The organism is Brevibacterium metallidurans, assembly GCF_037101285.1.
Taxonomy (GTDB): Bacteria; Actinomycetota; Actinomycetes; order Actinomycetales; family Brevibacteriaceae; genus Brevibacterium; species Brevibacterium metallidurans.
The window spans coordinates 152,095-164,520 of the sequence record NZ_BAAAAF010000003.1 but is presented as its reverse complement, the minus strand read 5'-3'; the positions used below and the strand labels follow the sequence as shown (position 1 = coordinate 164,520).

At 69.9% G+C, this 12,426-nt stretch carries 12 protein-coding genes; 5 read left to right on the top strand and 7 right to left on the bottom strand.

The window, feature by feature from the left end; all coding sequences use genetic code 11:
* Positions 1 to 65 precede the first annotated feature (65 nt).
* From AACX88_RS05585 to AACX88_RS05570, 4 genes are read right to left on the bottom strand one after another with little or no spacing between them, the layout of a single operon-like run.
* The gene (locus AACX88_RS05585; RefSeq protein ID WP_339392112.1) at positions 66 to 500 is read right to left on the bottom strand and encodes a DUF3817 domain-containing protein; all 435 of its coding nucleotides are present in this window, start codon (positions 498 to 500) and stop codon (positions 66 to 68) included.
* On the bottom strand, positions 497 to 1,429 hold the full coding sequence (locus AACX88_RS05580) for an SURF1 family protein (protein WP_339392231.1): 933 nt from the start codon (positions 1,427 to 1,429) through the stop codon (positions 497 to 499). Before AACX88_RS05580 ends, AACX88_RS05585 begins: the two co-directional genes overlap by 4 nt.
* 31 nt (positions 1,430 to 1,460) lie before the next feature.
* Positions 1,461 to 2,594 (bottom strand): GuaB3 family IMP dehydrogenase-related protein, encoded by a 1,134-nt coding sequence (locus AACX88_RS05575; protein ID WP_339392111.1) that lies wholly within the window; start codon positions 2,592 to 2,594, stop codon positions 1,461 to 1,463.
* A gap of 35 nt (positions 2,595 to 2,629) precedes the next feature.
* A complete protein-coding gene (locus AACX88_RS05570) occupies positions 2,630 to 3,535 on the bottom strand; it encodes a LysR family transcriptional regulator (RefSeq protein ID WP_339392110.1) in 906 nt (301 codons plus the stop codon).
* Positions 3,536 to 3,612: 77 nt separating this feature from the next.
* Here AACX88_RS05570 and AACX88_RS05565 point away from each other — a divergent pair, with 77 nt between their 5' ends.
* Together AACX88_RS05565 and AACX88_RS05560 are read left to right on the top strand one after the other, a co-directional pair.
* Positions 3,613 to 3,735, top strand: a complete 123-nt coding sequence (locus AACX88_RS05565) for a hypothetical protein (RefSeq protein WP_339392109.1) — start codon at positions 3,613 to 3,615, stop codon at positions 3,733 to 3,735.
* Positions 3,722 to 4,435: a LysE family translocator gene (locus AACX88_RS05560; RefSeq protein ID WP_339392108.1), complete on the top strand. Its 714-nt coding sequence runs from the start codon at positions 3,722 to 3,724 to the stop codon at positions 4,433 to 4,435. Before AACX88_RS05565 ends, AACX88_RS05560 begins: the two co-directional genes overlap by 14 nt.
* Before the next feature lie 123 nt (positions 4,436 to 4,558).
* Here the strand turns inward: AACX88_RS05560 and AACX88_RS05555 are convergent, their stop codons facing one another.
* The 3 genes from AACX88_RS05555 to panB form a co-directional block, all read right to left on the bottom strand.
* Entirely contained in the window at positions 4,559 to 6,160 is a 1,602-nt protein-coding gene (locus tag AACX88_RS05555; RefSeq protein ID WP_339392107.1) for a mechanosensitive ion channel, read from the bottom strand.
* 216 nt (positions 6,161 to 6,376) lie between these two features.
* Positions 6,377 to 7,255, bottom strand: coding sequence for a pantoate--beta-alanine ligase (panC, locus tag AACX88_RS05550; RefSeq protein WP_339392106.1), 879 nt, complete (start codon positions 7,253 to 7,255; stop codon positions 6,377 to 6,379).
* Positions 7,252 to 8,136: a 3-methyl-2-oxobutanoate hydroxymethyltransferase gene (gene panB / locus AACX88_RS05545; RefSeq protein ID WP_339392105.1), complete on the bottom strand. Its 885-nt coding sequence runs from the start codon at positions 8,134 to 8,136 to the stop codon at positions 7,252 to 7,254. The genes panC and panB overlap by 4 nt, the downstream gene beginning before the upstream one ends.
* A 322-nt stretch (positions 8,137 to 8,458) precedes the next feature.
* Here panB and nadA point away from each other — a divergent pair, with 322 nt between their 5' ends.
* The 3 genes from nadA to nadC are packed head-to-tail and all read left to right on the top strand — an operon-like array spanning position 8,459 to position 12,425.
* Complete coding sequence (gene nadA, locus AACX88_RS05540) at positions 8,459 to 9,742, top strand: quinolinate synthase NadA (protein ID WP_339392104.1); 1,284 nt, start codon at positions 8,459 to 8,461, stop codon at positions 9,740 to 9,742.
* Positions 9,742 to 11,442 carry an L-aspartate oxidase gene (nadB, locus tag AACX88_RS05535; RefSeq protein WP_339392103.1) on the top strand — a complete coding sequence of 567 codons (1,701 nt, stop codon included), beginning with the start codon at positions 9,742 to 9,744 and terminating at the stop codon, positions 11,440 to 11,442. The genes nadA and nadB overlap by 1 nt, the downstream gene beginning before the upstream one ends.
* Complete coding sequence (nadC, locus tag AACX88_RS05530) at positions 11,436 to 12,425, top strand: carboxylating nicotinate-nucleotide diphosphorylase (RefSeq protein WP_339392102.1); 990 nt, start codon at positions 11,436 to 11,438, stop codon at positions 12,423 to 12,425. Before nadB ends, nadC begins: the two co-directional genes overlap by 7 nt.
* Position 12,426: the final 1 nt, after the last annotated feature.

The window sequence follows — 12,426 nt, the reverse complement described above, 5'->3', positions numbered from 1 at the left end:
GCAGACGCGGCTTCAGCCCGCGGCAGACGCGGGCCGTCCCGCTCACCCGACCCGGCGGCGCGGCTTCAGCTCTTGGGGGCGACGACGACCGCGGCGGCGAGTTCGGCCTCGACCTGCCGGTTGATGCGGCGTTCGAGGATGAACGACATCACGGGCACGACGCCGGCCAGGGCGAGGACGATGTAGCGGCCGAGGGTCCAGCGCATCTGCTGGTTGAGCCAGAAGCAGCCGATGAGGTAGACGACGTAGCACCAGCCGTGGCTGATCGCGATCGCCGCGGCGAGGTTGAAGTCGCCGAACATCAGCGCGGTCTTCGGGTCGGCGGCGATGAGGTACTTGTAGATCATCTCCACCGTGAGGATCATGAGCATGGTGCCGGTGATGATCGCCATGACGCGGTAGAACTTCAGCGCATTGCGCGCCGAGGTGAAGCGCTTGACGCTCCACACATCGGCCCCGTCGACGTCGGGGCGGGAATCGAGGTTGGGGTCGTCGCTCACGCTTCGGGTCCTCCGGTCGGGGTGGTGGTTCGTCTGTCCTTGGGCGGTCGCTTCCCGCCGTGCTTGTGCGCGGGCAGTCCGGTGAGCCCGGACATCACCTCGGGGTCGATCGTCGACTCGCCGGCGGCCTTGACGACGACGTATTCGACGTCGCCGTCGTCCTGCTTCCGACCGTCCTCGCCGAGGCGGCGGCCCAGGTAGGCGTCCCGGAGCAGCTGCCACCACATGTAGAGGGCCATGCCCGCGAAGATCAGCCATTCGATCGCGTACACCGCGGACTGGATGTCGAATCCGCCCTGGTCGCGCGTCGTCGTCGTGGGCACCTGTGCGAGTCCGTCCGTGCCCACCGAGGCACCCGCCCCGGTCGCCGACTCGGGGATGAGGAATCCCGAATACGTGAGCAGGTCGGGGAAGAGGTTGATCAGCTGCGAGGTCGACACCGTCTTCACCTGACCCTCGGGCAGGTCGTTGCCGGGTTCGGGTCCTTCGATGGGTCCGATCCGGGCCTCCATCGACACCGGTCCCTCGGCGGCGCGCGAGGACATCGCGGTCGCCTCGTCGGGGGTGAATCCGCGGACGACGGGGATCGCGATCGTCTTGCCGCTCGTATCCGCGACCGCTCCCTCGCCGAGGCGGGCGCCGTCGGGGGCGAACATCGTGACCACCCAGTACCCGTCCTTGCCGTCCTGGACGCGGCCGGGGATGACGACCTGGGCGTCGGGCAGCCAGCGGCCGGTGAGGCTCACGCGCTGGTCGGCGAGGATGCCGGGCATCGGCGCCTGTGCGCCCATGACCTCGTTGAACGGTTTGAGCTCATCGACGTCGGCGGCCGCGACGACGTCGTTCTTGTTCTGCGCCCGGTCGACCTGCCAGGCCGAGAGGCCGACGAAGCAGCTGACGAGGACGAGGACGAAGAGGAGGGACCCCAGCCATTTGGGGGTCAGGGCCAGACGGAACAGATCAGACCACCGATCCAGGCTGGTAGGGCGAGACGGTGACGTCGACGCGCTGGAATTCCTTGAGGTCGACGTATCCCGTGGTGGCGAGCGCCCGACGCAGGGCGCCGGCGAGGTTGAGTTCGCCGATCGCGGTGCGGCCGGGGCCGAAGAGGACCTGTTCGAGGCTGCCCACGGTGCCGAGCTCCACGCGGTGCCCGCGCGGGAGTTCGGGGTGGTGCGCCTCGGCGCCCCAGTGCATGCCCCGTCCGGGAGCCTCGGTGGCGCGGGCGAGCGCGGTGCCGAGCATGACGGCGTCGGCCCCGACGCCGAAGGCCTTGACGATCTCTCCGCTAGTGCCCATGCCGCCGTCGGCGATGACGTGGACGTAGCGTCCACCGGATTCGTCCATGTAGTCCCGGCGGGCCGCGTGGACGTCGGCGATGGCGGTGGCCATGGGGGCGTGGATGCCCAGCGTGCGGCGGGTCGTCGCGGCCGCTCCCCCGCCGAAGCCGACGAGGACGCCGGCGGCGCCGGTGCGCATGAGGTGGAGGGCGGCGGTGTACGTGGCGGCCCCGCCGACGATGACGGGGACGTCGAGTTCGTAGATGAACTGCTTGAGGTTGAGCGGTTCGGCCTGGGAGGAGACGTGCTCGGCGGAGACCGTGGTGCCGCGGATGACGAAGATGTCGACGCCGGCGTCGACGACGGTCTTGTAGAACTGCTGGGTCCGCTGCGGGGTCAGGGCGCCGGCGACGGTGACGCCGGCCTCGCGGATCTCGGCGAGGCGGGCGGTGATGAGTTCGGCCTGGATCGGGGCGGAGTAGAGCTCCTGCATGCGCGCGGTCGCCATGTCCGAGGGCAATTGGGCGATCTCGGCGAGCAGCGGGGCGGGGTCCTCGTAGCGGGTCCACAGCCCTTCGAGGTCGAGGACGCCGAGGCCGCCGAGCTTGCCGAGGGCGATCGCGGTGTCCGGGGACATCGCGGAGTCCATGGGAGCGCCGATGAACGGCAGTTCGAAGTGGTAGGCGTCGATCTGCCACGACAGGGACACGTCCTCGGGGTCGCGGGTGCGACGAGCGGGGATGATCGCGATGTCGTCGAGGGAGTACCCGCGACGACCGCGCTTGCCTTTGCCGATTTCGATTTCAGAACTCACGCGCACAGCCTATCCCACCGGGCCTCAGCCGGGTCTCAGACTGCGGGGAGCCGGTCGGCGGCGATCGCCTCGGCGGCGGAGGCGAAGGCACGCACGTGCGGCAGGTGCGCCTCCCGGTCCCGGATGTGCATGACGACCCGGCGGATGGGCACGGGATCGGTGAGGTCGACGGCGACGAGACCGGACGGCAGGTGGAGGGTCGAGAGCCGGGGCAGCACGGTGACGGCGAGGTTGGCGCCGACGAGGGCAAGGGCCGCATAGTCGTCCTCGGAGGCGGCGAACATCACGGGTTCGAATCCGGCGGCGGCGCAGGCGAGTTCGACGACGCGGCTCGTCGGCCCGCTCCACAGGTCGTAGTCGACCCAGCGTTCGGCGGCGAGCTCGTAGAAAGGCACGAAGTCCCGGCGGGCGAAGGGGTGACGGTCGGAGACGACGACGCGGTAGTCGTCGTCGAAGAGCACGGTGCGCGACATCCCCGGCAGGTGCACCTCGTCGTCCTGGGGCACTTCGTTGCGGATCTCGATCGTGCAGTGGCTGCGGCGGACCTTCGCGGGCTCGTTGAGCTGGATGTCGAAGCGCAGGTCCTCGTGCGCCTCGGCGACGGGGGCGATGATGTCGGGCAGGAGTTCGGCGTTGAAGGAGGTGAACGCCGCGATGCGCATGCGCGGACGCGACACCGTGCGGTAGCTCTCGACGAGGCTGTCGAGGCGGCCGAGACCGGTGAAGACGTCCGCGGACTCCTCGGCGAGGCGACGGCCGAGCTCGGTGACCTCGATGCCGCGGCCCGAACGCCGATAGAGCGGAGCGCCGACGGACTTCTGCAGCGTCGTGATGTGCTGGCTCACGGTGGCCGGGGTGTAGTTGAGGCTGCGTGCGGCCGCGACGACCGAACCCGTCGCGACGACGGCGCGCCACACGCGCAGACGCTGAAGATCCCACATGGGTCACAGCCTAGCCGAGAACCATTCGCTTTCACCTGATGGTCATTCGCCAATGATTGCTTTTCCTGATGCATGGGATGGGTGAGAATGGATCCGGCGCGGTCCTCGACCGCGCCCATCCCCGCCTGTCCCGCACCACCCCCTCACCCCGCCGCACCGCCCGCACCATCACCCGCAAGGAGATCCATGACCGGTCCTGAGCTCATCACCATCGCCGGCGCCGCCACCGTGCTCGCCGTCACGCCCGGGCCCGAGACGATCCTCACCGTCAGGCTCTCGGCGCTGCGGCGCAAGGCAGGGCTGATCTACTCCCTCGGTTCGGCGACCGGCATGACGATCTGGATGGTCGCAGCGCTGACCGGCATCTCCGCCCTGCTCACCGCCTACCCTTCGGCGCTGCTCGTGCTCAAGATCGTCGGCGGCGCCTACCTCTGCTTCCTCGGCGTCCTCGCCGCCCGGCAGGCGCTGCGGATCCGCACCGAACTGCGCGGTCCTGCCCCGCTCGGTCCCGTCGGTGAGATCGCGGCGGCCAGCGACGACATCGTCGCCGAGAACCCGCTCACCGACGCACCGGCGTCAGGCGCCCACCCGTGGGGTCAGCTGCGGTCGGTCATCTCCTACCGGCGCGGCCTCCTGTCCTCCCTGAGCAACCCGAAGGCGGGTCTCTTCTTCCTCGCCGTCATGCCGACCCTCGTGCCCGCCTCGCCGGCGGGCACCGACTACGTCCTCCTCGTCACGATCGTCGTCGGCCTGCTGCTGGCCTACCAGATCCTGCTCGCGTTCATCGCGGGCATGGCCGCTGCGGCCCTGCAGCGCCGCAGCACCGACTTCTGGATCGAGGCGGTCTCCGCAGGCATCCTCGTCATCATGGGCATCACGGTCGCCGCCCTGCCGATGTGAGGGCCCGCCGAGGCTGGACCGCCGAGGCGTCTGCGGACCCGGGCCACCCGTCCCAGACGCACGGAGACGACCGGAGGGCCGGCGATCGAGATGATCGCCGGCCCTCCGCGTGTCGCTCAGTCCTCAGTCGCCGTGGCTGGGTCCGGACCCGAGAGGTCCGTCCCCGACCGGTCCGGTACCGGGCGCGCCGGTACCGGGGGTGGTTCCGGTGCCGGGGGTGCGGGCCGCACCGGCGGGACGATCCTCCGTCGTGTCACCGACCGAGGAGGCCACGACGTCGGCGGCTTCGTCCTCGACCTTGTCGAGCAGCCTGGCCGCAGCGTTGCGTCCGCCGAGGCCGAACGCGAGTGCCGCCGCAGCGGCTCCGCCGATGACGACGGCGCCGAAGGCGAGGTTGATGATCGAATCGGCGATGCCCATGTAGCGCAGGCCCATCGCGATGAACAGGGCGATCGCCGAATAGCGCAGCACCTTGCTCGCGATGCTGTTGGTGATGAACTTCCCGATGATCGCCGCGATGAGGAAGCCGGCGGCGATGATGACCGCGCCGAAGAGGACGCTGCCGCCCAGCGCGAGGATCTCGTTGAGGATCCGCGTGATCTCGGGGAAGCCGAGCATCCGGGTGGCCATGATCGCGAAGAAGATCATGATCGCGACCTGGACGATCTTCGTGATCACCGAGGATGCGCTCGTGCCCTCGGGAACGATCCCGATCGACTCGATCGCCCTGTCGGTGCCGATGCCGCGGAGGATCTCCTCGAGGAGGTTGCCGAGGAACTTCGCGATCGCCAGACCGATCGCCAGCAGGATGCCGGCGGCGACGATGAGCGGGATCGCGTTGAGGAACATCTCGAGCATCTGCTGCGCCGGATCGGAGATCGCGGCGATGCCGAGCACCTGCAGGGCCGCGATCGAGACGACGATGATGATGATCCCGAAGACGACGTTGCCGACGAGGTTGGACACACGTGCGTTCGCCTCGGCCTGAGCGGACATCGGGCCCCGACCCTGCTGTCCCTGCATGCCCGGCTGCCCGGGGTGGCCCTGCTGCGGGTGCCCCTGCATCGGCTGGCCCTGACCGACCGGCCCGCCCTGCTGCGGGTGGCCCTGCATCGGCTGCCCCTGCTGACCGGGACCCGCCGGACCCGGCTGTCCCTGCTGACCCGGCTGACCGATGGGACCGGTCTGCTGCGGGTTGCCCTGCATCGGCTGGCCCTGGACCTGGTCGTAGGCGGCGGTGGGCTGGCCTGCGGGTTCGCGGCGACGGAAGCCTCCCTCGGCGTCGGCGACGCTCACCGCACGGTCACCGAGAGACCGGAACTTCGAGGTGATCCGGCTGAGGTCGACGGCGCCGAGCGCGGTGACGACGAGCTGCTTGGCGATCTTCGCGAAGACGTAGCCGATGAGGAAGATGAAGCCCGCGCCGATGATGTTCGGCAGGAAGCTGAAGATCCCGTTCGCCAGGCCCTGCAGCGGGGTGAGCACCTGGTCGAGGGCGAAGAGCTGGAGCACGGCGATGAGACCGAGGATCCAGATGACGAGTCCCGCGATCTGTCCGACCGAGCGGCCGACCTGCTGTCCGTTGTGCCCGTCTCTCTGCAGAGCCGGAACCTTGGCGACGAGCTTGGCGATCGCCCATTTGACGATGGAGGCGACGATCCACGTGACGATGAGAATAACGATTGCAAGGCCCACATTGATGAGGACCGGCCATATGTCCTGCATTTCCTCAGTCTCCTTCGGATGCTGCGACTAACAAGGCGTCTTTGTCACTTGCTATTTCTGAGCCTATTCCCCCAGGGCATCCAGGACAAGGGCATTGACCCCGTCATCTCGAATCATGCACCGAATCGGAATTAGCGGACGACGCATTCACGCGCATATTTCAGGGCCTTAACAATGCGTTCATCCGGCGATCACAATCGGGCATCGGAAATGCCTTCAGAACTCCAGCGGCCGATTGTCGATGAGTCTCGTGGTGCCCGCACTCGCGGCGATGAGGAGGAGCGCATCACCCCGGAAATGCTCGCGCACCGGCTGCAGGGTCGAGGCGTCGACGAGGCTGAGGTAGTGGACGCGCAGCTCGGAGTCCGCCACCACCGCACGTGCCGCGGCGAGGACGTCGTCGGCCAGTGCGCTGCCACCCAGCGCACCGCCACCCAGTGCGCCCCCGCCCAACGCGCCCTCGCGCAGGGCGGCCTCGCCGGCGTCGAGGGCACGGGGAATCGCGAGTGCTGAGATCCTCTCCCCCGGGGTGAGGTAATCGTTGCGGCTCGAGACGGCCAGGCCGTCGCGGTCGCGGACGACCGGCAGCCCGACGAGCTCGATGTCGAAGTCGAGATCGGCGATGAGGCGCCTGACGAGGGTGAACTGCTGGATGTCCTTGAGCCCGAAGACCGTGACGTCGGGCAGGGAGAGGGTGAAGAGCTTCGTCACGACCGTGAGCACGCCGTCGAAGTGTCCGGGCCGGTCAGCGCCTTCGAATACCGCGCCCATCCGTCCCGCGGTCACCCTCACCTCGGGGGCGGCCGGATACATCTCGATGAACGCGGGGGCGAAGACGAAGTCCGCACCCGCCTCGGCGCACATGGGAATGTCCTCGGCGAAGGGCCTGGGGTACCGCGTGAAGTCCTCCCCGGGACCGAACTGGAGGGGGTTGACGAAGATGCTGACGACGACATGGTCGGCCAGTTCCCGGGCCCGATCCATGAGCGCCCGATGCCCCGAATGCAGCGCACCCATCGTCGGGACGAGCGCAACGGTGCCCGCCCGCTCCTTCCGCCATTGCCGGAGTGCGGGGATCCCGCCGATCTCGATCATTCGAAGCTCCTCGAGGGTTCGGGGAACTCCCCGGACGCCACCTCGGCGACATAGGTCTCGACCGCGCCCGCGAGGACGGAGCGCAGATCCGCGTACTGCTTGACGAAGCGCGGTGACCGGCCCGGACGCAGGCCCGCCATGTCCTGCCACACGAGGACCTGGGCGTCGCAGTCGGCGCCGGCCCCGATGCCGACGGTGGGGATGGCGAGCTCCGCGGTGACCTTGGCGGCCAACGGGGCCGGGACCATCTCCATGACCACGGAGAACGCCCCCGCCTCGGCGACGGCGCGGGCATCGGCGAGCAGCGCCTCCTCGGCCTCCCCGCGACCCTGGACCCGGTATCCGCCGAGGTTGTGCTCGGCCTGCGGGGTGAAGCCGATGTGGGCCATGACGGGGATCCCCGCCGAGGTGATGGCGCGGATCCGGGAGGCGACCCGGGTTCCGCCTTCGAGTTTGACGGCGTGGACCCCGGCCTCCTTCATGAACCGCACGGCCGTCGCGACGGCCTGTTCGTCGGAGATCTCGTAGCTGCCGAAGGGCAGATCGGCGACGACGAGGGCCCGTGACGTGGCCCATGCGACCGCACGGGCGAGCGGGATGAGTTCGTCGACGGTCACCGGCAGGGTCGTGGCATGCCCGTAGACGTTGTTCGCCGCGGAATCGCCGACGAGCAGGGCCTCGACCCCGGACTCCTCGAAGAGCGCGGCCGTGTACTGGTCGTAGCTGGTCAGCATCGCCCAGCGCCGGCCTTCGGCCTTCGCACGGATGAGGTCGAGGGTGCGCACCCGCCGAGGCGGTGCCGGGGTCCCGGACGCACCGGACGCGCCGGTCCCGTAGACGGGGGTCGTCTCTGACTCTGTGCTCTCTGCCGCCTCGGGCATGGGAATCCTCAATCGGTTCGCGGTTCTCGGCATGTGCGCTCACCCCTCGCCTCCCCGCGGGAATGCCTGCGGGATCGCCTGCACTCTCGCACGGGTACGGCCACGCTGCAGCCGCTGTGCGACTCGAGCACTCGCAGGGATGTGCGGGCGCTCGCAGGCCGGTCGGAATGGCGTCGGCCCGGATCGCGAGCCTGCCACCAGCGTAGGACATCGGCCCGGTTAACAGTCGGGCCGGGCCACGTCTCAGGGTGGGTCGGGTTGTACTTTACGGGCGGGCGTGATTAAGCTCAAATGTGCGTAAAAGTGCGCCGAAAGGACGATGATGACCACGACTGCTTCGATCGAGCTCACCCTCAAGGACATCTCCGCAGGCAGGACTCAGGGAGCGATGTGCTCCTCTGACCTCGTCGACGCCCCGTGGGACGTCGACGCCTCCCCCGGCTACGGTCCTGGAGCCTCGACGGCCGACCCGATCCCGGCGGCCGCGCCGAGGCAGGGCGAGATCCCGCAGGAGTACCGCGACGCCTCCGATGCGCAGCTGCGGGAGCGGATCGTGGCCGCGAAGGCGCAGCTGGGTGAGCGGGTCGTCCTGCTCGGCCACCACTACCAGCGGGTCGAGGTCGTCGAGCACGCCGACTACATCGGCGACTCGTTCATGCTCGCCCAGGCCGCCCTCGACCATCCCGAGGCCGAGGCGATCGTCTTCTGCGGCGTCCACTTCATGGCCGAGACCGCCGACATCCTCTCCTCCCCCGACCAGGCGGTCATCCTGCCCAACCTCGCCGCGGGCTGCTCGATGGCGGACATGGCGACGATCGACCAGGTCGAGGACTGCTGGGAGCAGCTGGCGCAGCTGTGGGGCACGGCGCCCGACGCGTCCGGCAAGGTGCCCGTAATCCCCGTCACGTACATGAATTCCTCGGCCGCGATCAAGGGGTTCTGCGGCCGCAACGGCGGGATCGTGTGCACGTCCTCGAACGCCGAGGTGGTCCTCAACTGGGCGTTCGAGCGCGGGCACCGCGTCCTCTTCTTCCCCGACCAGCACCTCGGCCGCAACACCGCGATCGACATGGGCATCGACCCGGAGGCGATGCCGCTGTGGAACCCCCGCAGGCCGCTGGGCAACAACACCGCCGAGGCGCTCGAGGACTCCCGTGTCATCCTCTGGCAGGGGTTCTGCTCGGTCCACAAGCGCTTCACCCCCGCCCAGATCGCCGCCGCCCGGGCGCAGAACCCCGAGGTCCGCGTCATCGTCCACCCCGAATGCCCGCGCGAGACGGTGGCGGCAGCCGACGAGTCCGGGTCGACGGCCTACATCACGAAGGCCATCGAGTCCGCCGCCGAACCGACCGCTTTTGCGATCGGCACCGAGATCAACCTCGTCCAGCGTCTGGCCGCCGAGCACCCGCAGCACACGATCACGTGCCTCGACCCCGTCGTGTGCCCGTGTTCGACGATGTACCGCATCCACCCCGGCTACATCGCCTGGGTGCTCGAGGCCCTGCTCGCCGGTGAGGTCGTCAACCGGATCTCGGTCGACGCCGAGGTGGCCGCCCCGGCGCGGGTCGCCCTCGACCGGATGCTCGCGGCGAAGCCGAGGATCTGATGGACCGTGTCATCGTCGTCGGCAGCGGCATCGGCGGGCTGACCGCGGCCCTGCGCCTGGCCCGCACCCACGTCGTCACCGTCGTCACGAAGGGCCGCCTCGGCGAGTCGAACACCGCGCTCGCCCAGGGCGGGATCGCCGGGGTCCTCGACGCGGACGACAGCATCGAGGACCACATCGCCGACACGCTCACCGCCGGGGCGGGACTCTGCGACGCCGAGGCGGTGCGGGTGCTCTGCACGGACGGGCCCGACCGCATCCGCGACCTCGCCGCCGCAGGGGTCGTCTTCGATTCCGCCGAGGCGGGGACCGGCGAGACTCCCGACCCCCGCGATCCGTCCGGGTGGGCGCGCGGGATGGAGGGTGCGCATTCGGCGCCCCGGATCTGGCATTCGGGTGGGGATGCGACGGGCCGGGCGATCGTCGATGCGCTCATCGCCCGCCTCCTCGCCGAGGCGACGGCGGGCCGGGTGGCGCTGCGGACGGAGACGATGCTCGTCGATCTCGTCCTCGACGCCGGCGCCGTGGCCGGGGTGAGTGTGCTCGGCTGCGGGGGCGGGACCGAGGTCATCCCCGCCGAGGCGGTCGTGCTCGCCACCGGCGGTGCCGGGCAGGTCTTCGCACACACGACGAATCCGGCCGGGGCGACCGGGGACGGCCTGGCCGCGGCGATCCGCGCCGGTGCCAGGGTCCGCGACCTCGAGTTCGTCCAGTTCCATCCCACGGCGCTCGCGAGATCCGGGTTCCTCGTCTCCGAGGCGGTGCGCGGGGCCGGCGCTCTGCTCCTCGACGCCCACGGCGACCGGTTCATGCCGGGCATCGATCCGCGCGGGGAACTCGCCGCGCGTGATGTCGTGGCGCTGGGCCTCCACCGGAGGATGGCCCGGCAGAACGGGCTGCCCTGCCACCTCGACGCCCGCGCCGTACCGGCGGTCGGTGAGCGGTTCCCCACGATCGCTGCCGCCCTGCGCGCGCAGGGGCTCTCCCTGTCTGAGGACCTCGTTCCCGTCACTCCGGCCGCGCATTACCTCATGGGCGGGGTGGTCACGGATCTGCACGGACGCACCTCGATCGACGGGCTCTTCGCCGTCGGCGAGGTCGCGTGCACCGGCGTCCATGGGGCCAACCGGCTGGCCTCGAACTCCTTGCTCGAGGGCGCGGTCTTCGGGGCACGGGCGGCGAACGCGATCGCGGCTGGGTCCACGGAGTCGGGACGCACGTCCTCGTCCGATGCACCGCTGCTCGACGGTCGGCTGGTCGACGCACCGTCGGTCGTTTCAGCCCTGCAGCCTGCATCGGCCCCGCTTACCCGCCCCGAACTCCAGGCACTGGCCTGGGAGCACCTCGGTCTCGAACGCACCGAGGAGGGCCTGACGACGCTCCTCGAAGCACTCGACGCCGGTCGCGGATCCGAGCGACCCGCCGACGACCCCGGCACTCGCGGGCTTGCGGACCCGAGAGACGGGGTCGCGGACGGCGTTGCCGCGGTCACGGACGGTCGCCTCGGCGAGGTCGAGGCGATCGAAACGGCGAATCTCACCCTCATCGCCCGCACGATGGCCGCACACGCGCTGGCCCGCACGGACAGCGTCGGTGCGCATGTGCGCACCGACGCGGATTCGCGGGTGCATGCGTCATCATGGTCAGGGACCGGCCATCGGACGCCGGCGGAGGATCACGAGGAGGCGGCCACATGCTGACGACCACGACGATCGATGCGGCGGTGCGGGCAGCGCTCGAGGAGGATGCGCCGTGGGGTGACATCACGGGCGAGGTCTTCGTCCCCGCGGATGCGCGCGCGGACGCGCAGCTGCGGGCCCGGGAAGACGGAGTGCTCTCCGGTGGGGAGGTCTTCGCCCGGGCGTTCACCCTCACGGATCCGGGGATCGATGTCGCAGTCCACCTCGGCGAAGGTGAGACGTTCGCTGCGGGCCAGGTGCTCGCCACGGTCTCGGGGCCGGCGCGCGGAGTGCTGCGGGCCGAGCGGATCGCACTCAACTTCACCCAGCGGATGAGCGGGATCGCGACCCTGACCAGGGCTTTCGTCGATGCCGTCGACGGTCGCACGCGCATCGCCGATACCCGGAAGACGACGCCGGGGCTGCGGGCGTTCGAGAAGCACGCGGTCGTGTGCGGGGGCGGGAGCAGCCACCGGTTCGGGCTCTCGGATGCGGTCATGGTCAAGGACAACCACCTCGGCGTGCTTGCCGGTGCGGGCGCGGATGTCACGGCGGCGCTCATGGCGGCGCGGGAGCGGCTGGGGCACACGACGATGATCGAGGTCGAGGTCGACCGGCTCGACCAGATTCCCGCGGTCCTCGACGGCGGGGCGGACATCATCATGCTCGACAACTTCTCGCTCGAGGATCTGCGGCGTGGGGTCACGCTCATCGGCGATCAGGCGATCGTCGAGGCCAGCGGCAACGTCACGCTCGAGACGGTCGCGGCGATCGCGGACACGGGTGTCGACGTCATCTCCTCGGGTGCGCTCACGCACAGTGTGCGGGCGATCGATTTGGGCCTCGATCTTGTGGTCGACGGCGCCGCGGGCGAGGCAGACAGCCGGTCGGATGGCTCAACTGAGGGCCTGGCAGACGGCTCAGCCGCGGGCGGGGCAGATGGCACGGCTGATGGCTCAACTGAGGGCCTCACCGATGCCTGGTCTCGGGCGGCGGCGGACTGAC

Bases quoted from the DNA above. Each gene is read 5' to 3' on its own strand.
- AACX88_RS05570 (WP_339392110.1), bottom strand. From the start codon at position 3,535: ATGTGGGATCTTCAGCGTCTGCGCGTGTGGCGCGCCGTCGTCGCGACG.
- AACX88_RS05565 (WP_339392109.1), top strand. From the start codon at position 3,613: ATGGGTGAGAATGGATCCGGCGCGGTCCTCGACCGCGCCCATCCCCGC.
- AACX88_RS05560 (WP_339392108.1), top strand. From the start codon at position 3,722: ATGACCGGTCCTGAGCTCATCACCATCGCCGGCGCCGCCACCGTGCTC.
- AACX88_RS05555 (WP_339392107.1), bottom strand. From the start codon at position 6,160: ATGCAGGACATATGGCCGGTCCTCATCAATGTGGGCCTTGCAATCGTT.
- panC (WP_339392106.1), bottom strand. From the start codon at position 7,255: ATGATCGAGATCGGCGGGATCCCCGCACTCCGGCAATGGCGGAAGGAG.
- panB (WP_339392105.1), bottom strand. From the start codon at position 8,136: ATGCCCGAGGCGGCAGAGAGCACAGAGTCAGAGACGACCCCCGTCTAC.
- nadA (WP_339392104.1), top strand. From the start codon at position 8,459: ATGACCACGACTGCTTCGATCGAGCTCACCCTCAAGGACATCTCCGCA.
- nadB (WP_339392103.1), top strand. From the start codon at position 9,742: ATGGACCGTGTCATCGTCGTCGGCAGCGGCATCGGCGGGCTGACCGCG.
- nadC (WP_339392102.1), top strand. From the start codon at position 11,436: ATGCTGACGACCACGACGATCGATGCGGCGGTGCGGGCAGCGCTCGAG.